A 19902-nucleotide genomic window follows, 5' to 3' on the forward strand; every position below is an offset into this window, starting at 1 on the left:
GGGGGCGGGCCAACCATGAGGGGACGAGCGCCCCGGAGTGAAAGCGCCCCCGCACGCCCCGCGTTCAGCCCCCGCCGCCGCCCCCGCCGTCCCCGCCCCCACCGCCCCCTCCGCCGTCGCCTCCGCCGCCGAAGCCCCCACCGCCGTCGCCGCCCCCGTCGCCGCCGCTTCCTCCCCAGCCGTCGCCGCCCCCGCCCGGGCCCGAGTCGTGGCTGCCCCAGCTCACCCCGGTGTACCAGGGCTCGGCCCAGACCTCGTCGTCCAGCCCGGGCAGCGGCTTGGCGACGCCGAAGCGGATGCCGCCCGTTCCGTCGCCCACCGCGCACACCACCGCGAAGAAGTGCGCCATCACCGCGTCGAGCGGGTCCGCGTGGTAGTGCGTCAGCGCCGCGAGCGGCAGCAGCGCCCCGGGGCGCCTCGTGCCCGCGCGCGGCCGCGCGATCAACGCCACCTGAAGGCCGTCTCGTTCGAGGACCGAGCTGGTCGCGTTGTACCGCCGCAGCGTCCACGACGCCCACGACGTCCGGACGGTGACGGACCGCCGCGCCTTCCGCCAGCCGCGTTCGGTGGTCAACGCCGCCCGCCCGGCGCCCACGAGCACCGTGAGCGGCGGCGACTCCACCTGGAGGTCGGAGGCCCGGATCCCCTCGGGGCCGCGCAGCCGCAGCGGTGGCGCCGACCCGCTCCCCGGCCACACGTCCGCGCGCACCAGCCGCCGGTCCACCGCCACAAGCACCAGGCCCGCGGGGCTGTCCGCCACCCTGCGGGCGATCCACAGCGGCACCTCCTCGCGCGCCGCCCGCTCCGCCGCCTCCCGCACCGCGCCCTCGCCGCCGCTCAGCCGCACCGCCAACGCGCCGTACGCGCGGGCGAATTCGGCGGCCCGCCGCACCCTGATCGGCCAGCCTGAGCCGCTCGCCCTGATCACCGGCACCTTGCCTGGCCCCGGTGGGATCGCCTCGAGCGGCCGCTCGGTCCCGCCGCTGCCCACCCATCGGCCGCGCAGATACGCCTCCGCCGTGGCCAGCGCGTTCAGCTCGGTCAGCCGCGTCGTCCGCCGCTGCGAACGCAGCTCCCTGTCGGTGAGCGACACCGTTCCCGCGAGGGGGTTGCGCGTCCGTTCCTCGTAGTGCGTCACGCCGACGTTCCGCATGTCAGGCCCCTGTTCCGCCGTCGGGCACGTCCAGGGAAGAGGGCGTGCCGACGGGGTACCGCGGTTCCGTGAAAGCCTCAGATCCAGCTCAGAGTTGACGGCGCGCACACCGCCGCACGCGCCGCCGCACGCGCCGCCGCGCGCGCCCGCTCACGACGCCAGCGCGATCCGCGCCTCGCCCACCAGCTCCGGCACCCCCGCCACCCGCTGGTGCCCCGAGAAGCCCGGCATCAGCTCGCGCAGCAGCCCGAGGCAGCGGTCGGCGCCCAGGCTGCTCGCCAGCGTGAGCGACTGGCGCGCGCTGTCCGCCGCGCGCTCCACCTCGCCCGAACGCAGATACCCGTCCGCCTCGTACGCCAGGAACACCGCCTTCGTCTTCGCCCGCGCCTCGGGCAACTGCCGCACCCCCTCAGCGATATGGCGGTGCGCGTCCCGCTTGGCCCCCAGGTCGAGAAAGCAGCGGCCGGTGTCCACGCTCAGATCCGCGGGCGAGAGCCACGCGCACCAGCTCGGCGGCGACCGGTGCGCCGCCGCACCGAGGCGCGCCTCGGCCGCCGCGATGTCCCGGTGGCACGCCCGCGGATCCTCAAGGAGCGCATACGCCCGCGCGCGGCGCAGATGCAGGAGCGAACGCGACGCCGGGTGCCTGGCGCGCGATATCGCGTGCGCCAGGATCTCCACGGCCGTCCCCGGCTGCCGCAGCCACACCGCCTGATAGGCCAGGTCGCTCAGGATCCCCGCCCCGAGGTCCCGGTCGCCCGCCGCGTGGGCGCTGTGCAGCGCGGCGTGCCAGAACCGGCTCGCGGCCCCGTGTCTGTCCTGGTCGAAACGGTGCCAGCCGATCGTCTGCGCCACCCGCGCCACCTGTATGTGCAGGCGGCGCCCCGTCTCCTGCGGATAGCGCGCCTCGCGCAGCAGATCCGTCAGCGTCGCCAGGTGCGCGTCGAGCAGCCGCACCGTGTGCTGCCGCTGCGCGGTGGCCAGCTCGGCGAGGCGCGCGGTCGAGCTCTCCAGCCAGGCCAGCAGCTCGCTGTCCACGCTCTTGCCGCCCAACGCGCCGGTGAGCCTGGCGGGTTCGAGCAGGGTCCACTGATGGGCGAGGGAGGTCAGGGCGGCCCCGGTGTAGGCGGCGAATGCTCGGCGATCCACGGTCTTGGCCTCTCGTACGGCGGCGAGTGTGCTACGCGGGCCCAGGGAGAGAGGGGAGTCGGTGGCGGGCAGCCACTCGGGCCAGGTGAACGGGTTCACTTCACGGGCGGGAACGGCGAACACCTCTGCGAACAGCAGCTGCGTCTCCTCGTTCGGCGTGCGCTTCCCGTGCTCGAAGTGGGATATGCGCTGGCGCGTGATGCCCGACCGCAGGCCGTGCGCCTCCGCGGCCAGCCTGACGCGCCGCGCCAGCTCCTCCAGGCTCCAGCCGCGCTGGAGGCGCAAGTATGTCAAGGGATGGCGGATCGGGAAATCCACAGACTCATTGGACCATCGCGCGCGCTCCCTGGGGAGGGGCCCGGCGGCGAATGGACGACACGTGGACGACAACGCGGCCCTTACGCGCCCCCGCGCGCCCCTGCTTGGCTGGTGTCCGCACCCCCACGACCGGGTACCACACGCCGATCGCACGACCGAGTACCGCGACCGAAGCACCAGCGACCGAAGCACCAACGACCGAAGCACCAACGACCGAGTCACCACGACCGAGCACCGCCTCAGCAACGGAGGGCGCATGACCGCGCGGACGACCCGGGCCACCCGGATCACCCGGGCCGAACTGGAAGCCGAGTTGGCCCGCTACCTCAGCATCACAGGACACCGCTTCGCCACCGGCCAGGAGTCGCCGCAGATGTTCTCCGGGCTCATCGACCGCGTCTGGCACGAGAAGATGCAGGACCCGGTCGCCTACGCGGAGTTCTGCGCCGCGCACGCGGGCGAGCCCGTCGCACACGCCCCCGTCACCGGCAGCGGCCCGGTGAACTGGATCGTCGACTACGAACGCCGCTTCGGCACCCTCCCCGACGCGTGGTTCATGGGCGCCGACGGCGTGGTCAACGAGCCGCTGCGCCGCGAGTACCACCGTACCGGCGCCGTGACCCGCGCCGAGTGGATCTGCTCGCCCCGCCCCACCCACCTCGTCGAACGCCGCGGGATCGCCCGCGGCACGGGCCCGGGCGCCAGCGGTGCCGCCGCCTGAGCCCGAGGGCCGCACCGCGCTGCGCCCGCTGGCCGCGACCGACGCCGTCGCGATCAGGTCGATCTACGGCCCCGGCGCCGTCAGCCAGCTGGCGCGGCCCCCCATGGACGCCCGGGGGGCCCAGGCGTGGCTCGCCCGGCACCTGCGCGAACGCCCCGGGCCCTGGCGGCTGATCACCTAGGGCATCACCGCCAGCCCCTCCGCCGTGCCCCCCGAACGGCGCGAACTCATCGGCGTCATCCGGCTCGTGCGCCGCGCGCGCCACTCCGCCGAGATCGCGTTCATCCTCCGCGAGGACGTGTGGGGCCGCGGCCACGCGACCCGCGCCCTCGCCCAGGTTCTGCCTCGCGCGTTCGACGACCTCGACCTGATCATCCTCAGGGCCAGGCACCATCCGGCCAACACGGCCGCCCGCCGCGTCCTGGCCCGCGCCGGGTTCGTGCTTCGCGACGCGACCGACGACCAGGTGACCTGCCTGCACACCCGCGGCGCGTGGCAGGCGGCGACCGACCCGTGGAGCACGCTGCTCCCGGGCTGAGACGCGCCGGCCGCCGTCTGTCTGGGGAGGGACGGCGGCCGGCGTCCCGGGACCGTCCTTCCCCCTGGACCAACGGGCCCGCGCACGGGGGGAGTCGAGGCGCGCGGGCCCGTTGCACCCTGCGGGGCGGGCACCGTTACCGCTGCGAGTGCCCCGGCGAGTACCCCAGCGAGTGCCCCAGCGAGGCGATCAGCGTCTCCGCGTGATAGGTCAACGCCGCCCGCGCCCCTTCCGAGACCCCGCGCCGGTCCAGGTCCCGTATGAACCGCTCCAGGGAATCGATGGCCCGCCGCTCGTCGCCCCGCGCGACGGCGCGCTCCGCGCGGTCGAGACTCGCCGCGAGACGCCGCGAGGCCGCGCCGTCGACCCGCTCGTCCAGCTGCCCCCGCAGCGCCCCCAACGCGCCGGGCGCCCACACGCCGGGCACCGGGACCTCGGCGAAGTCCATGTCGGAGGCCAGGTAGAAGCCGGTGTACGACGGCTGGTTGTACGTCGTCTGCTGCCGCGCGACCTCCGCCCTGTACTGCGGATCGTGCATGAGCGTGTAGAGCTTGTGACCGGTCACCTCGGTCGAGGTGAACACCCGCATCGCCGAGCTGTCCCGCAGCGGCACGAACAACTCCTCGCGCCAGTCGCCCAGCACGTCGGCCACCAGCGAGGGGTTTCCCTTGGTCCAGTTGTTCGTGGTCGTGCCCTCGGCGGTGAGCAGGGTCCCGCGCCGCCAGTCCTCGATCGTCGGCGTCTGATACGTCTCCGTCGTGGCGCCGTGGACGAGCTGCGTCGTGAGGTCGGCGGCCCACCTGATGCTCTGGTTGGTGCCGGGCGTCGTGGCGTCGATCCGCCGCCCGTCCGCCGTCCACAGCCCGGCCCCGGCCGGGTTCTCGCCGCCCTCGGGGTGGTTGGCCCATGTCTCGAGCCCCGGCTCGTCGGGCAGCACGTCGCCGATCATGCCGCGCCCGGTGTCCACGCCCGTGTACCGCCCGTACAGCACCTCGCCCGTGGCCGCGTCGCGCAGCGCGTAGCCGAGCGGCGCGCTCGTGGCGCCCTCGTGCACGGTGTAGATCTCGAGGCCAGGGCGTTCCGGGTCGATGTCGGTCACGTGCATCGCGTCGCCGTGCCCGAGCCGCGCCTGGACGCCGGGCGTCGCGCTGCCCTCGGGCATCTCGTCGAACGAGCTGTAGAGCAGCGACCCGTCGTCGTCGAGCGTCGCGGAGCCGTAGACGACCTCCTGGCGCCCGTCGGCGTCCACATCGGCCGCGCTGAGCGAGTGGAAGCCCTGCGTGGTGAGCGTTCCGTACTCGGGGTCGGTGCCGTCGACGCCGTGCGGGGAGTCGTTGAACGGGTTCGACATCCGAGCCCAGCCGCTGTCCACGTACCAGTCCTCGCGCAGCCGTTCGCCGTCCCAGCGGTAGGAGACCAGGGTGGAACGCGTGTAGTAGCCGCGCGCGAAGACGGCCGAGGGGTGCTCGCCGTCCAGATAGGCGACGTTCGCCAGGAAGCGGTCCACGCGGTTGCCCGGCTCGATCCGGCTCATCGCGTAGTCGCCCCACATGAGCCCGTCGTCGTGGCGTCCTGGCCGGTAGCGGATGGTCTCGAGCTCCGCGCCGGTCGCGCCGTCGAACACCGAGAGGTACTCGGGGCCTTCGACGACGAAGCCCTCGAACGCGCGCAGGTTGTTCCTGCTGCTGCGGCCCGGCGCGTACACGTCCATGAAGTGGTCGGCCAGCGCCTCGGCGTCCTGGCGCGAGAGCGGGTAGTCATACGCGGGCTCGATGCCGAACGCCTCTTCGAGCGTGGCGGGCCAGCTCCCCTCGACGACCTCGGGGTGCTCGTGCCAGCCCCGGAACATCTCGACGACGTGGTCGTAGTAATCGGCCGCGCTCATGCGGTAGTCGTCCGCGTGGGAGTACCCGGCGCGGCGGTCGTCGCGCGGCAGGGTGATGTAGCGCTCCGACGCGACCTCGCCGTCGGCGCCGTAGCGCGTGATCCTGGTGCCTGGCGCGGTCTTGAACATCATCTCCGAGCGGCCGTCGCCGTCGAAGTCGTAGACCAGGAACTGCGTGTAGTGCGCGCCCGCACGGATGTTGCGGCCCAGGTCGATCCGGTGCAGGAGCGTGCCGTCGAACCTGTAGGTGTCGATGTAGACGTTGCCGGTGTAGCCGACCTGCGAGACATCCTTGGCGTTGGACGGGTACCACTTGACGACGTACTCGTAGGTGCCGTCGCCGTCCACGTCGCCGACGCTCATGTCGTTGGCCGAGTAGGTATACGCCTCCCCCGCGGGGGTGACGCCGTCGGCGGGCTTGCGCAGCGGCAGGTCGTAGTAGCCCTGGTCCCACGCGGTGACCGGGTCGCTGAGGTCCACCTCCACGCCGTCGACGACGGCGGCGACGCGGTACTCGCTGGTGGCGGTGCCGTCCGGGTCGAGGTGGTTGGTGGAGTCGGTGACGGTGGCGAGGAGTTCGCCGTCGCGGTAGACGTGGAAGTCGGCGCCGGTCAGCCCCGTGTCCGAGGCGCCGGTGACCTCGGTGGCGAGCAGGCGCCAGCTGAGGAACGTTCCCTCGTCGGCGGACACGGCGACCAGGCCGCGGTCGAGCTGTTCGAGCTGCACCGCCCCGCGGCCATCTGCCCCGCGGCCATCTGCCCCGCGGCCATCTGCCCCGCCGCCGTCGGCGCGGGCCTCGGGGCCGCCAGCCACGACGAGCAGCCCGGCCGTCATCAGCCCGGCCAACGGACCGGCCAACCAGCGATGTTGTCTGTGAGGTGTCATCGTCGACGCCCTTTGAGTCGTTTCAATGAGACGTTTCAAACAATCGGCGGCGACGCTATGGGGTGACGGATGGGCCGTCAAGGGGGTGCGCCCTGCGGGTGCCCTGCGGGCGGCTACCGAGTCCGGTGGCGCGGGCCGCCTGCCGCGGTGGCTTGTCTCGCCATGGGCGCCCCGAAACGCGGTACTTGCGTGGTACGAAACGCGCCGTGTGCCGGACGGGCGTTCGCCCCCGCGTAGCCGGGAACGGCGCGCGCCCGTGCCCCGCACCGGCCCGCTCCCCGAGCCCAACGTGCGCGCGGTGAACGACGAGAGCGGCGGCCAGGAAGGACGTCAAGCCAGTAGCCGCCGCAACGGCCACCGTTCGGCGACCGCGAAGCCCCGCCGACCAGCGGGTCAGGGTGATGCCGTACTTGCGCGTAGCCGGATTCCCTTGTCGCCGCACGCGCCGCCGCACAGTCTGAGGGCGGAACAACGCCCATGCCACACGGGGAGGAAGACGAGGACGCGGGGAGCACACGGCGGAACGCGCGTGGGCCGGATGGCCTGGGGGTTGCCGTGGCCGCCGCGGCGGTCGGCGTTGCCCTGACGACCGTCCCCACGGCGGAGGCGACAGGCCGCGACTTCGGCAGGGACTTCGGGTCGCGACTTCGGCGGGGACTTCGCGCACGCCACCGCCGCCCCCACCACCGCCGTCGCGGCGATCACCTGCACGGTCAACACCAACAACGTCAACTACCGCTCGGGCTCGGGCTTCGGCTACACGTCCTACGGCCAGGTGCACCGGGGCCACCGCCTGCTCAACGCCAAGACCTACGGGGACACCAACCAGCGGATGTGGATGGGCGGCGATGTCGAGGGGCGCCGCTTCGCCTACATCAGGCGGGACTTCCTCAGCTGCTGACCCGGCGCGAAGGCTCCACCGGGCCCGTTCCCCGGTGGGGCCCTCCCCGGTGGGGCCCTCCCCGGTGGGCGGGGCCGCCCGCCGTCCGCGCCACCTCATCGAGCCGCGCCCGGTACCCCTCCCACCAGTCCGCGTCGACCTCCGGCATGTTGTCCCCGTTCGATCTGAGCCCCACCGCGCCGTCGATCAGCTCCCGCACGATGTCCGCGTGGCCCGCGTGCCGGTGCGTCTCGGCGGTGACATGCAGCAGGATCTGGTGCAGCGTGACCTCGTGCCGCGTCCAGTGCGGAACGTGCCCCGGCGCGTCGAGCGGCAGCTCCTCGATCGTCGCGTCCGCGTGCGCCCACACCCGCCGATACAGCCCGACGATGTCCTCCCTCGACTCCTCGGCCGTCGCCCACAGGTCGGCGTTGGGCTCCGCGTCGGCCGATATCCACGGCAGCTCCTCCGCCAGCTCCCGACCGAACTTCCTCCCGAACGTCCAGCCGAAATAGCCGATCTCGTTGGCCGCCATGTGCTTGACCAGCCCGAGCAGATTGGTGCCCGTGCCCGTCATCGGTCGGCGTATGTCGTACTCCGAGAGCCCGTCCAGCTTCCACAGCAGGGTGTCCCTGGCCTCCTGGAGATAGCGCCGGAGGTCGGCCTTCGGTTTTGTCTCGTCCATACTCCGGAGTCTCGCACCCGCCACTGACAAGCGCCGCGCTGATCCTCACCATCCGGTGGGCGCGTCCTCACCATCCGGTGGGCGCGGCAGAGCGCGCCACCGCCTCAGGAGAGCCAGTCGCGGTAACGCGTCGTCGCGATACGGGCGTTGGCCGGGGCCGTGAGAACGTCGCCGCGCACGGCCGCGAACATGCCCGCGCCGTCATCGGTGACGACGCGGCGCCCGTCCCCCTTGGCCCCGAGGGTGATTCGGCCGAGCTCGTCCAGGGGGAGAACGTCGGGCCCCGCGATGTCGAGAACGCCGTTCAACGGCTCGCCCACCGCGACATCCGCCACGGCCCTGGCGACGTCGGCGGCGGCGATCGGCTGGACGGGCGTGCGCGGCAGGCGTGAGGATGTCAGGCGGCGTGGAGTGGGCGCTGCACTGCCGCGTGGTGCTGACCTCGGCCGAAGGGCCCGTTCCGGCCGCGCGGTTGGCGCAGTTGCGCGATGTCTCGCCCACCTCTCTCAGGGCTTGCAGATCATTAACATGTTGCTTTCCGCTCTGGAGCTCGTTGGTGTGGTATGCGCATCCAGGACGAGGCTCGTGCCCAACGCGCAGTGAAGTGTGCGGTGTTGTTCCCGCGTCTGGACGAGCGGCAGCGGCGCTTGCTGATGGGCGCGGGGGCCCGGGGGCTGGGGCACGGCGGTATCCGGGCCGTCGCGCGGGCGGCCGGGGCGAGCGAGACGACGGTGCGCAAGGGTGTGTGCGAGATGGAGGCCGGCGAGGCTCCGTTGGGGCGGGTGCGGCGGCCGGGCGGAGGACGCAAGCGGGTCGCGGACCTCGATCCCGGGCTGCGGCCCGCACTGCTGGCCCTGGTCGAGCCGGATGAGCGGGGTGATCCGATGTCGCCGCTACGGTGGACGGTGAAGTCGACCCGCACCCTCGCGCGGGAGCTGACCCCGGGCCGGGCACAAGATCAGCACCGATACCGTCGCTACTCCGCTGCGGGAAGAGGCCTTCAGCCTGCCGGCCAACGCCAAGACGATCGAGGGCAGCCAGCACGCCGATCGCGATGCCCAGTTCCGCTATCTCAACGAGCAGGCGCCCGGGCACCGCGATGCCGGACAGCCGGTGATCAGCGTGAACACCAAGAAGAAGGAAGCTCGTCGGAGAGTTCAAGAACAGCGGCCGACAGTGGCGGCCTGCCGCTTGATCCAGCGACGGTACACATCCACGACTTCGCCGACCCCAAGCTCGGCAAGGCGATCCCGTACGGGAACTACGACCTGGCGGCAAACACCGGGTGGGTCAACGTGGCACCGATCACGACACCGCCGCGTTCGCGGTGGAATCGATCCACCGCTGGTGGCACGGCCAGGGCCAGGCCGCCTACCCGCAGGCGACTCAACCGCTGATCACCGCCGACGCGGGCCGCTCCAACGGCTACCGCACCCGGACCTGGAAACTCCAACTCGCCCGGCCGGCCGCCGAGACGGGCCTGACCGTCACAGTCTGCCATCTGCCGCCCGGCACATCGAAGTGGAACAAGATCGAACACCGGCTCTTCTCCCACATCACCATGAACGGGCGAGGACACCCGCTGACCAGCCACGAAGTCATCATCGAGTCGATCGCCACGACCACCACCCGCACCGGTCTGCGCGTCACAGCCCAGCTGGACACCAACGCCTACCCGGCTGGAGTCGCCATCGACGACGCGGAGATCGCGGCCCTGCCACTGCCCCGCCACGCCTTCCACGATGACTGGAACTACGCGCTGCACCCCCAGCCAGCCCCGGCCATCCCCGCAGCCCGATCCCCGCAGACGCCGACGCAGAAGTGGGATCAGGCCCCGCTGTCCGAGCCCGCACCGACCGGACTGTCCTCACACGAACTGGACGACCTCACCCAGGTCCTGGCCCCGGACGGGGATACCGGACACGGTCGCCCACCCCGGCTCGCGTTCCCCGACCAGGTCCTGGCCACCATGTCGCACCCGCGCGTCAACCTAGCCGCGCAACCCCTCGCCGTGCTCTACGGCAGCAGCCACACAGCCATACACCGCACCCTGCTGAAGATCAGGAGACTACTCGACGTGCACGGCATCAGCGTCTCACCCGCGACCACCCCACCCACCGTCCTGGCCACCCACCGTCCTGGCCACCCTCCAAGCCCGGGTCACCGCCCTAAGCAACGACCGCAACAACAAGACCAAGACGACAAGTTGATGATCTGCAAGCCCATAGCCAAGCAGCTCCAGGCCCTCCCGCGCGCCGAGCTGGTGCGCTCGGTGGTGGGCCCTTCGCGCGGCTATGTGCTGGGCCGTTCGCCCGAGCGGATCACGGTGCTCGACGTGGTCAAGGCGATCGACGGCCCCGGACCGGCGTTCGTGTGCACGGAGATCCGCCAGCGCGGCCCGATGGCGACCCCGCCCGAGGCGTGCACCGCGCCCTGCGCGATCGCGGCCGCCATGGCCTCGGCGGAGTCGGCCTGGCGTGAGGCCCTGTGGGCCGTGACGATCGCCGACCTGGCGCGCCAGGTCGAGGCCGGATACGGCGAGGGCGCGTTGGCGCGCATCGGCGCGTGGCCGCGCCCCGGGGGCGCGCCGGAGGAGTGATTGCGCCGGGCACAACGGAGGCGAAGGAGCGCTCATGCGAAACGCAGCCTGTTCCCCGCGTCGTTCCGTGCCACGAACAGCGTGAGGAACGCCTGCCCCGCCATCGCCCCGATGCGGTGCTCGCGGCCGTAGTAGGTGTTCTCCCCCGACGCGCCGTACGTCCGCCCGTCGGTGAAGCGGTCCATCAGCCGCGGCTGCTCCTCGTTGTGCAGCCGCTCCCACACGGCGGCGGCCGGGTCTATGCCCGTGTCCTGGGCGGTGAGGGACACCAGGAGGTCGAAGTTGCCGAAGTAGTAGGGGAAGTGGGTGCCCCAGTCGTTGCCCTCGGGGTAGTAGATCTCGCCCGAGCCCGGCTGGTAGATCGTCCGCGTCGTGCCGTCGTCGACCGGGAACGTCTCGTCGACCAGCGCAGAGTAGACGCGGGTGATGTTGTGCAGGGCGGCGCGTCACGCGACGCATTCATCGCAACGGTGGCTTCCTGGTGGGGAGTCGGCGCGTCAGATGCGGTGGAGGCGCGGCCCTTCCTCCTTGTGTGTTGCTGTGTGTTTGTGGGCGCATAGCTCATCACGGCGGGGGCATGGTGCGGACAGCTGCACTTCGCCCACAGGCCCTCGGACATCGATGCGGACACGGCCATGGGCGGTCAAATGCAGGATGATCCGGAAAGAGTTCGGGCCCTGGTCAAGCACTCTGAGCTGATCAGGGCGGAGTCCCTCAGCCCTCGGGAATCCACCGGCCTTATCGAGAAGATCGCAGCGGAGTATCCCGGTGATGGTTCGTGAGTGCCTGAGGACGGCCGTGTGGCGCAAGTCCAGCCGCTCCAGCCCGGAGGGCGGCGCATGCGTCGAGGTGGCCTCGGGCCTCCCGGGCCTGGTCCCCGTGCGGGACAGCAAGGTCGCGGGCGGGCCCGTGCTGCTCAACTCCGTTGGTGCCTGGGATGCCTTCATGCGGGAGATTCACCTGAAGGGGTGAATTGGGGCTCGGGCGGGGTGAGGTGGGGATAGCTGAGGGTAACGTTGGGGCGTAGATCAAGCACGCTACGTTACGTCTCGCCGGGAGCCTCACATGAGCAGCCAGCCTTTCGAACTCCCCGAGTTCTACGTGCCATACCCGGCGCGGCTCAATCCGCATCTTGAGGAGGCGCGCCAGCACTCCGCGCGGTGGGCCGCCGAGATGGGGATGCTGGAGGGGTCCGGGGTGTGGACCCGGGCCGATCTCGACGCGCACGACTACGCGTTGCTGTGCGCCTACACCCACCCCGACGCCAGTGGGCCCGACCTGTCGCTCGTCACGGACTGGTACGTGTGGGTCTTCTTCTTCGACGACCACTTCCTGGAGGTCTTCAAGCGGACCCAGGACCGGCCTGGCGGCAAGGCGTACCTGGACCGGCTGCCGCGGTTCATGCCCATGGACGACGCGGCGGCCGTGCCCGAGCCGACGAACCCCGTCGAGGCCGGGCTCGCCGACCTGTGGGCCCGCACGGTGCCCGCCATGTCGCCCGACTGGCGCCGCAGGTTCGCCCTTTCCACGGAGCACCTGCTGAACGAGTCGCTGTGGGAGCTGTCCAACATCAACGCCGGGCGCGTGCCCAACCCCGTCGAGTACATCGAGATGCGCCGCAAGGTCGGCGGCGCGCCCTGGTCGGCCGGGCTCGTGGAGTACGCCGCGCGCGCCGAGGTACCCGAAGTCATCGCGCACAGCCGCCCGTTGCGGGTGCTGCGGGACGCGTTCTCCGACGGGGTGCACCTGCGCAACGACCTGTTCTCCTACGAGCGCGAGGTCGGCGACGAGGGCGAGATGTCCAACGGCGTCCTCGTCCTCGAGACCTTTCTCGGCTGCTCCACCCAGGAGGCGGCCGATGCCGTCAACGACCTGTTGACCTCGCGGCTCCAGCAGTTCGAGCACACCGCGCTCACCGAGGTGCCGCCGCTCCTCGCCGAGAAGGGCGTGGACGGTGAAGGGGCCGCGGCCGTGGCGCGCTATGTGAAGGGGCTCCAGGACTGGCAGTCGGGCGGCCACGAGTGGCACATGCGGTCGAGCCGGTACATGAACAAGCGGGCCAACCGCTCCTTCGGCACGGCCCCGGGCGCGCTCGCGATTCCCGGCGTCGCCGGGGTCGCCACCACCCCGCGCGCCGAGGCCGCGCGCGTCCGCCGCTTCACCCATGTGCCCCACCAGCGTGTCGGGCCCTCGCTGCTGCCCGAGTTCGACATCCCGTTCACCCTGAGGCTCAGCCCGCACCTGGACGGGGCGCGGGTGCGGCTGGTCGCGTGGGCGCGGCGCTTCGGGATCCTCGACGCGCCACCGTGGGACGAGGACAAGCTCGCCGACTACGACCTGCCGCTGTGCGCGGCCGGGCTGCACCCGGACGCCACCGCCGATCAGCTCGACCTCGCGAGCGCCTGGCTGGCCTGGGGCACCTATGGCGACGACCTCTACCCCGTGCAGTTCGGGCGCACCCGCGACCTCGTGGGGGCCAAGCTGTGCACCGAGCGCCTCGCGGCGCTGACGCCCGTCGATGACCTCGCCGCCGCGCCCCCGCCGGTCACGCCCCTGGAGCGCTCCCTCGCCGACCTGTGGACGCGGACCGCGGCGCCCATGGACCTGGCGGCGCGGCGGCGGTTCCGCGAGGCCATCGTGGTCATGACGGAGAGCTGGCTGTGGGAGCTGGAGAACCAGAGGGAGAGCCGCATCCCCGAGCCCGTCGACTACATGGAGATGCGGCGGCTGACGTTCGGCTCCGACCTCACCATGGCGCTGTGCCGCCTCGGACACGGCAAGCGCGTGCCCGAGGCCGTCTACCGCGCCGGTCCGATGCGCTCCCTCGAGAACGCCGCGGCCGACTACGCCTGCCTGCTCAACGACGTGTTCTCGTACCAGAAGGAGATCGAGTACGAGGGCGAGATCCACAACGGCGTGCTGGTCGTCCAGGACTTCTTCGACTGCGACTACCCCGCGGGGCTGCGGATCATCGATGACCTGATGCGGTCGCGGATGAGCCAGTTCCAGCATGTCGCCGCCCACGAGTTCCCGGTGATGTACGACGACTTCGCGCTGGACGCCGAGGCCAGGGAGATCCTGGACGGCTATGTGCGCGAGTTGCAGAACTGGCTGGTCGGCATCCTCAACTGGCACCGCCACTGCCGCCGTTACCGGGAGACCGACCTGCGCCGCCACGCCTTCGGCCCATGGGCGCTGCCCACGCGTCCCACGGGCCTGGGCACGGCGGCCGCCCGGATCAGGCTCCCGGCGGCATGAGGACCCCGCCCGTCGGCGGAGGCGGACGGGCGGTGCGGATGGGGACGGGACCCCCAGGGGCAGGGCACCGTGCAGATGACGTACGCCGTGAGGCTCTGGTCGAAGGTGCCGGTGTTCTTCCCGTAGGTGATCCAGGAGTTGCCCGAGGGGCGGGTGTCGAGCAGGTGGATGTCGAAGGAGCTGGTGCCCGCGCCGCCGCCGGTGGGCACCTGGCCGGTGGACACCTGGCCGGTGGGGCAGGCCACCTGCGCTCACACCACGACGACCCTGGGGTAGCGCTGGAGCAGGTCGCCCGCCCGGTCCCGCGCGTCGGCGCCCCAGATTAGGGCCAGCCTTCCGCGCGTCTGGTGCAGGCTCCAGTCGCCTTTGTCGTCGCGGTAGAAGGCGTAGGCCGCACGGAACTCCTCGGGCGTTCCCACCACCGTGTCGGCGAGATACGCCTCCGCAAGCTGTTCGCGCGTCGGCTTGGGGACCAGCCGGGCCACGGTGCCCTGGGTCAGCCCGGCCAGCGTGTCGGCGTCGGCGCGGTAGGCGTCGGCCCTGGCCGCGTCGGCGCACATCACGTGCACGCCGCGCCCGGGGTTGGGCCGCCCGGTCGAGGAGCGCGCCGCGGTCGCGTAGAGCTGGACGACCAGCAGCGACGCCAGCCGCTTGGCGGAGCCGCGCAGCGCCCGAAGGGTGTGGACATCCCCGTGGGCGCACCGGATGGCGGCGAGCAGCGTCGGCTCGTCGGCCTCGACGCCGAGCGAGCGGCGGGCGAACTCCGCGGTGAGCGCGATCATTTCGTTCCGCGTCCGGTTATCGAAGTCCGATGTCTGAGGGAGCTGCGCCTCCTCGGTGTAGAGGATGGGCGCGGCGCCGAGCCGCACGGCGCCCGAGGCGATCAGCGGCGGCAGGGGGTTGCCGCGCCCCAACGCCTGGGGATCGATGGAGGTGGTCACGGCGATGGTCAGCCACTCGCGCACATCCAGGACCTTCCGCATCTCGGGCGTGGGCGCGGGCAGCGACCAGCTGTGCGCGACGTTCCCCTCGCGGGTGACGTTCACCGAGATCCGGTCGTCGGCGATCACGAGGGTCAGCGACGGCACGATGAACACCCCGTCGAGCAGGTCGGTGCCGAGCCCGTACGCCGCGTAGCGGTCGAGCGTCGCCACGCGCCAACGCCCGTTCTCGCGGCGGAGGATGGCCACCTCGAAGGAGGGGTTGACCACCACGACGGGGGTGTTCCCCGTGGGCAGGACGCCCAGGGTCGCGCGCCAGGTGGCATGGGGGAAGCCGGTGAGCGCGGGCCGGTCGCCTGGCCCGACCTCCGCCCACCCCGCCTCACGGCAACGCCGGTGGTGCAGCGACGCGTCCCCGGCATCGGCGTCCCCCGCGACCTGCACGAACAGCGCGGGCCGCCCCCACCGCCCGAAGCCCTCTCCACACGTCTGGCAGTCCACGGGGCGCAGCGTCCCCAGCAGCTCGGCGACCCCATCCGCGCCCAGCCTCTCCCGCGTCCCCCCGTCGACCACGATCCCGCGCGCCATGCCGCACCCCTCATCCTCGCCCGTTTGTAGCCACGCTAGCCACGCCAGCCGGGACCCGTCCCGAGCGCGAAAGGTCATTCCCTGGCGGCGCGTTGCCTCATCGCGACAAGGCTGTCCCGGCGTGCGGCGGTGTCGGGGTGGTCGGGTCCGAGGGTCGACTCGGCGACGGACACGGCGCGTTCGGCCAGGGGGATGGCCTCGGAGAATCGGCCCAGCTCGGCGAGGGTGACGGCGAGGTTGCCCAGGCGCGTGGCGGTGCGGGGGTGGTCGGGTCCGAGCGCTGCCTCGGTGATGGCGAGGGCGCGTTCCTCGAGGGGCAGGGCCTCGGCGTGCTCGCCGAGGCGGGAGAGGGCGGTACCGACGTTGCCGAGGCGCGTGGCGGTGTCGGGGTGCCGCGGTCCGAGGATCGACTCGGTGATGGTCAGGGCGCGTTGGGCCATTGCCAGGGCCTCGGTGTGTCGGCCGAGATCCGCGAGGGTCAGGGCGAGGTTGTTGAGACACGTGGCGGTGTAGGGATGGTAGAAGCCGAGCGTTGCCTCGGTGATGGCGAGGGCGCGTTCCTCGAGGGGCAGGGCCTCGGCGTGCTCACCGAGATCCGAGAGAACGGCGGCGAGGTCGCCCAGGCACGCGGCGGTGTCGGGATGGTGGGGGCCGAACGCGGATTCGGCGATCGTCACGGCACGTTCGGCGAGCAGCCGGGCCTGGGCGAACTCGCCGCGTGCCCTGAGGTAGTCGCCCGCCCTGACCAGCAGAAGCGCCAGCTCGCCCGACGCGACGGCTGGGGAGTCGACGGCGGCCATCGCGAGGACATGGGGCAGGAGCAGCTGCCAGTGCGGCCAGGTGGTGTGCTCCTCTGGTCGGTGCGCCCTCACCGAGCGCAGCACCAGGGCGAACGCCATCGCCTCGGGCCCCGGTGGCACCCGGCGACGCCACAGCCGCGACCAGCGGGAACGCCGCGGCCCAGCCGGGGCCGTGGCGCGGACGACGGCCTGGAGCAGGCGGTGGACCGTGACCGTGGCGTCGGTCAGGGTGATCAGGCCGTAGGCGTTGAGCAGGCCAAGGGCCTCGTCCACCGCGTCCCGCGTGGCAAGGGCGGTGTCAAGCACCGTGCGCGGCAAGGGCGTTGGCGCGCAGTGCGCCAGGACGCGCAGCAGGGTCGCCGCGTCGCCGCCCAGGGGGCCGAGGGTCAAAGGCCACAGGCGGGCGATCGTGCGTATCTGCGGGTCGCCCGGGGCCGGGGTGGCCAGGACGCCGAAGGGGTCGGCGCGCAGGCGTTCCAGATAGCGGGCGGGCGACGTCCGGGTCTGGCGGAGATACGCCCCCGCCTGGCGCAGCGCCAGGGGGAGATGGCCCAGCTCGTCGGCCAGCTCCCGCAACGCCTCCTCGTCCCCTGCCCCATGACCTGCCCCATGACCTGCGGCATGACCTGCGGCATGACCTGCGGCATGACCGGCCGCATGACCGGTCACATGCTCGCCCGCCAGGTCCCGCAGCACGGCCAACGAGGCGTCGGGGCGCAGCGTTTCGAGGCGCAGGACCGTTTCCACCCCCGGCCATGGGGCGTCGCGGCGGGTGGTGACGATCACCTGGCCCGTTCCCAACCGGCCGAGCCAGGGCGCCACATGCGCGGGATCCTCGACGTTGTCGAGGACCAGCAGCCAGTCACCGCGGCCCTGGAGCCAGGTGACCGCCCAGTCGGCGGCCTCATCGAGCCGCGACGCCGCGTTCATCGGGCTCACCTGGACCGCCAGGCTGGCCAGGCCGTCCACCACCTGCGCCGGGCTCTCCGCCACGATCCACCACACCGGGCCTCGCCCGGCGTCGAGCCGCGCGCGAGCCCACCGCTGCACCAGCGTCGACTTGCCCACGCCGCCCATGCCGCGCACCGCCTGCGCCACTACGCCGGTGCCCGTCGCGGGGAGCGCGGCCAGCGCCGCGAGCTCCGCCTCGCGCCCCTCGAACACCTCGCTGTCGGACGGCGGCAGGTTGTGCAGGCGGCGCACCGCCTCCGCGTCCAACGCGGGGGGCAGCGCGCCGGGCGCGACCAGGAGCGTTCGCTGGTCCACGCGCGCGCCGTCGCCGGAGACGACCACGCCGAGGTTGTGGCCCGCCGCGACCGAACGCCGCCCGCGCGCCGACGTCACCGCTGGACCGTCCCGCCGTCCCCCGTCACGATCACGCCGGAGTTGTCGCCGGTGGCCACCGACCGCTCGCCCGAGGCAATGGGCCCCGACGCGCCGGTGCCCTGGCCGAACGCCGACGCCGCCCACGCGCCCAGCAGCCCCGCGACCACCGCGCCCGCGCCGCCGCCCACCGCGATCCGCTCCGCGCGGTCCCACGGCAGCACCGCGTCCCCCAGCCACACGCACAGGCCGAACACCACGACCGCGCCCACGATCACCAGCGGCCACCGCACCCACGACGACGCCATGGGACATCCCTCCCCTAACGCTCCCTGTCCCACCATCCTCCCGCCAACCACCCCCCGGCGGGAAGCCAATGGGCCGCCATACCCCCCGTAGGCACGGCGACCGCCCCAACGGCCTGGCGTCCAGGGCCCGTTCGCCGCTGGGCCTGCCACCACCAGCCCGGGACCCCTCCCGCCCCCGACGCGGGGGAGGGCGGATATCCCCCGCACCGGCGAGGACAGCGCCCCGGCGCGTGGCGATACTGGCACGGCCTGTGCCCGGTCCGAGGAGGCGCCGCATGACCCTGTCCGCCCGGTGGGAGAGCCGGTTGCGTCGGCTGCGCGGCGCGAACCCGTATGTCGTGGACACGGCGCTGGCCGCGTTCATCCTGGTCTTGGCCTGCGCGCAGTACATCCTGCCCGACGAGGGCAAGGACGGCGGCGGCCTGACCGTGTGGGGCTTCCTGCTCGCCGCGGGGACGGCCGTTCCGCTCGTGTGGCGCCGCCGCGCGCCCGAGGCGTGCAGCTATGTGGTCAGCTTCTGCACCCCCGTGATGGCGATCTACCACGACCCGCCGCCCGAGGTGACCTATGGCGGCCTCGTCGTCCTCTACACCGTGGCCGCGCTGACGCCGCCGTGGCACCGGAGGTTCATGCTGTCGGGGTGGCTCGGCGTCTCGACCGTGACGCTGTTCGCGCTGGACGCGGACACGCTGGAGTACGCGTTCACGCTGCTCAGCTATGTGACGGCCTACGCGTTCGGCACGCTAGGGCGCGTGCAGCGCGCCTACACCGCCGCCGTCGAGGACCGGGCGCGGCGGCTGGAACGGCAGCGGGCGAACGAGGTCGCGCAGGCCGCCGCCCGCGAACGCGCCCGCATCGCAGGGGACATGCACGACATCCTGGCGCACGCGGTCAGCCTCATGGTCGTGCAGGCCGAGGCCGGGCCCGTGGTGGTGCGCTCCGACCCGGCCCGCGCGGAGGCGGCGTTCGACGCCATCGCCGACACGGGGCGCGATGCGATGGCCCAACTCCGCAGGATCCTGGGCGTGTTGAAGCAGGAGCAACGCGGCGACCTGCGCACCCCGCAGCCCACCATCGCCGCGCTCCCCGACCTCGTGGCGCAGGTGGGCGCCGCGGGCCTGCGGGTCTCGTTCACCACCGAGGGCGCGCCGAGGCCCGTGCCGCCCGACACCGAGGTGGCGGCCTACCGGGTGGTGCAGGAGGCGTTGACCAACACCCTCAAGCACGCCCGCGCCGACAGCGCCCGCGTCGTCATCGACTGGGCGGGCGCGGCGGGGGAGTTGGTGATCACCGTGACCGACGACGGGCGGGGGCCGGACGGCGTCGGATCGGACGGCGTCGGATCGGACGGCGCGGGTGCCGATGGCGCGGGCGCCGACGGTGCCGAACGCCCCGGTGGCCACGGCCTGATCGGGCTGAGGGAGCGCGCCGCGGCCTGCGGCGGGACGGCCGAGGCCGGGCCCGCGCCCGGCGGCGGGTTCCGCGTCGTCGCCCATCTGCCGACCGCGCCCGTGGAGGTGACCGCGTGACCATCCGCGTTGTCGTCGCCGACGACCAGGAGCTGGTCCGCAGCGGATTCAGCATGATCCTCGAGGCGCAGCCTGACATCGAGGTCGTCGCCGAGGCGGGCGACGGGGCCGAGGCCGTGGCCGCCGTCGCGGCGCACGCGCCCGATGTGCTGCTGCTCGACATCCGCATGCCCGGCATGGACGGGATCGAGGCGGCGCGGCGCGTGTGCGAGAGCAGCGCGTGCCGTGTTCTGATGCTTACGACATTCGATCTGGACGAGTACGTCTATGATGCCTTGTATGCGGGAGCTAGCCTCGATCTTTCGTGACGGTCCGTCGGTTCTTTCGGGGGGCCGTTTCGGT

Annotated in this window: 15 protein-coding genes and 5 pseudogenes; 11 read left to right on the forward strand and 9 right to left on the reverse strand. The window is 72.6% G+C overall.

What is annotated here, in order from left to right; genetic code table 11:
- Positions 1-64: 64 nt before the first annotated feature.
- Together DEH69_RS00655 and DEH69_RS00660 are read right to left on the reverse strand one after the other, a co-directional pair.
- On the reverse strand, positions 65-1153 hold the full coding sequence (locus DEH69_RS00655) for a hypothetical protein (protein ID WP_113684874.1): 1089 nt from the start codon (positions 1151-1153) through the stop codon (positions 65-67).
- A 150-nt stretch (positions 1154-1303) separates the two neighbouring features.
- Positions 1304-2596 carry a helix-turn-helix transcriptional regulator gene (locus DEH69_RS00660; protein ID WP_113684875.1) on the reverse strand — a complete coding sequence of 431 codons (1293 nt, stop codon included), beginning with the start codon at positions 2594-2596 and terminating at the stop codon, positions 1304-1306.
- A gap of 280 nt (positions 2597-2876) precedes the next feature.
- On the opposite strand from DEH69_RS00660, the gene DEH69_RS30880 reads away from it, so the two are divergent.
- From DEH69_RS30880 to DEH69_RS00675, 3 genes are read left to right on the forward strand one after another with little or no spacing between them, the layout of a single operon-like run.
- Positions 2877-3341 (forward strand): hypothetical protein, encoded by a 465-nt coding sequence (locus DEH69_RS30880; RefSeq protein ID WP_147255326.1) that lies wholly within the window; start codon positions 2877-2879, stop codon positions 3339-3341.
- Complete coding sequence (locus DEH69_RS00670) at positions 3328-3522, forward strand: hypothetical protein (protein WP_113684877.1); 195 nt, start codon at positions 3328-3330, stop codon at positions 3520-3522. The genes DEH69_RS30880 and DEH69_RS00670 overlap by 14 nt, the downstream gene beginning before the upstream one ends.
- Positions 3523-3546: 24 nt before the next feature.
- Complete coding sequence (locus DEH69_RS00675) at positions 3547-3879, forward strand: GNAT family N-acetyltransferase (RefSeq protein ID WP_181727192.1); 333 nt, start codon at positions 3547-3549, stop codon at positions 3877-3879.
- Positions 3880-4015: 136 nt separating this feature from the next.
- Here the strand turns inward: DEH69_RS00675 and DEH69_RS33305 are convergent, their stop codons facing one another.
- Positions 4016-6622 (reverse strand): rhamnogalacturonan lyase, encoded by a 2607-nt coding sequence (locus DEH69_RS33305; protein ID WP_309302747.1) that lies wholly within the window; start codon positions 6620-6622, stop codon positions 4016-4018.
- Between the two features lie 802 nt (positions 6623-7424).
- Here DEH69_RS33305 and DEH69_RS32220 point away from each other — a divergent pair.
- A complete protein-coding gene (locus DEH69_RS32220) occupies positions 7425-7550 on the forward strand; it encodes a hypothetical protein (protein ID WP_258534348.1) in 126 nt (41 codons plus the stop codon).
- On the opposite strand, the gene DEH69_RS00690 is transcribed toward DEH69_RS32220, so the two are convergent.
- Positions 7540-8214, reverse strand: coding sequence for a DinB family protein (locus tag DEH69_RS00690; RefSeq protein ID WP_181727193.1), 675 nt, complete (start codon positions 8212-8214; stop codon positions 7540-7542). The genes DEH69_RS32220 and DEH69_RS00690 overlap by 11 nt on opposite strands.
- Positions 8215-8318: 104 nt before the next feature.
- A pseudogene (locus DEH69_RS00695) lies at positions 8319-8609 on the reverse strand (LysR family transcriptional regulator); the annotation flags it as partial.
- Between DEH69_RS00695 and DEH69_RS32225 the strand changes: the two are divergent.
- The 3 pseudogenes from DEH69_RS32225 to DEH69_RS00710 form a co-directional block, all read left to right on the forward strand.
- Positions 8609-8722 (forward strand): annotated as a pseudogene (locus DEH69_RS32225) (transcriptional regulator); the annotation flags it as partial. The pseudogenes DEH69_RS00695 and DEH69_RS32225 sit on opposite strands and share 1 nt — an antisense overlap.
- Before the next feature lie 55 nt (positions 8723-8777).
- Positions 8778-10424: pseudogene (locus DEH69_RS00705) on the forward strand (ISAzo13 family transposase).
- Between the two features lie 14 nt (positions 10425-10438).
- Positions 10439-10813 (forward strand): annotated as a pseudogene (locus DEH69_RS00710) (Rrf2 family transcriptional regulator); the annotation flags it as partial.
- Positions 10814-10845: 32 nt separating this feature from the next.
- Here the strand turns inward: DEH69_RS00710 and DEH69_RS32230 are convergent.
- Positions 10846-11082 (reverse strand): hypothetical protein, encoded by a 237-nt coding sequence (locus DEH69_RS32230; protein WP_258534349.1) that lies wholly within the window; start codon positions 11080-11082, stop codon positions 10846-10848.
- A 502-nt stretch (positions 11083-11584) separates the two neighbouring features.
- Here DEH69_RS32230 and DEH69_RS00720 point away from each other — a divergent pair.
- Both DEH69_RS00720 and DEH69_RS00725 read left to right on the forward strand, forming a co-directional pair.
- Positions 11585-11785: a DUF397 domain-containing protein gene (locus DEH69_RS00720; protein ID WP_113684893.1), complete on the forward strand. Its 201-nt coding sequence runs from the start codon at positions 11585-11587 to the stop codon at positions 11783-11785.
- 93 nt (positions 11786-11878) lie between these two features.
- Complete coding sequence (locus tag DEH69_RS00725) at positions 11879-14071, forward strand: terpene synthase family protein (protein WP_113684882.1); 2193 nt, start codon at positions 11879-11881, stop codon at positions 14069-14071.
- Between the two features lie 251 nt (positions 14072-14322).
- Here the strand turns inward: DEH69_RS00725 and DEH69_RS00730 are convergent, their stop codons facing one another.
- The 3 genes from DEH69_RS00730 to DEH69_RS32245 form a co-directional block, all read right to left on the reverse strand.
- Positions 14323-15600, reverse strand: coding sequence for a hypothetical protein (locus DEH69_RS00730; protein WP_113684883.1), 1278 nt, complete (start codon positions 15598-15600; stop codon positions 14323-14325).
- Between the two features lie 74 nt (positions 15601-15674).
- Positions 15675-17744 carry a tetratricopeptide repeat protein gene (locus DEH69_RS33310; RefSeq protein ID WP_309302748.1) on the reverse strand — a complete coding sequence of 690 codons (2070 nt, stop codon included), beginning with the start codon at positions 17742-17744 and terminating at the stop codon, positions 15675-15677.
- Positions 17741-18031, reverse strand: coding sequence for a hypothetical protein (locus tag DEH69_RS32245; protein WP_258534350.1), 291 nt, complete (start codon positions 18029-18031; stop codon positions 17741-17743). Before DEH69_RS32245 ends, DEH69_RS33310 begins: the two co-directional genes overlap by 4 nt.
- A gap of 275 nt (positions 18032-18306) precedes the next feature.
- Here DEH69_RS32245 and DEH69_RS00740 point away from each other — a divergent pair, with 275 nt between their 5' ends.
- Positions 18307-19560 (forward strand): sensor histidine kinase, encoded by a 1254-nt coding sequence (locus DEH69_RS00740; RefSeq protein WP_113684885.1) that lies wholly within the window; start codon positions 18307-18309, stop codon positions 19558-19560.
- A pseudogene (locus DEH69_RS00745) lies at positions 19557-19853 on the forward strand (response regulator transcription factor); the annotation flags it as partial. The gene DEH69_RS00740 and the pseudogene DEH69_RS00745, both read left to right, overlap by 4 nt.
- Between the last annotated feature and the right edge of the window lie 49 nt (positions 19854-19902).

It is taken from the genome of Streptomyces sp. PT12 (assembly GCF_003311645.1).
In the GTDB taxonomy this organism is placed as follows: Bacteria; Actinomycetota; Actinomycetes; order Streptomycetales; family Streptomycetaceae; genus Streptomyces.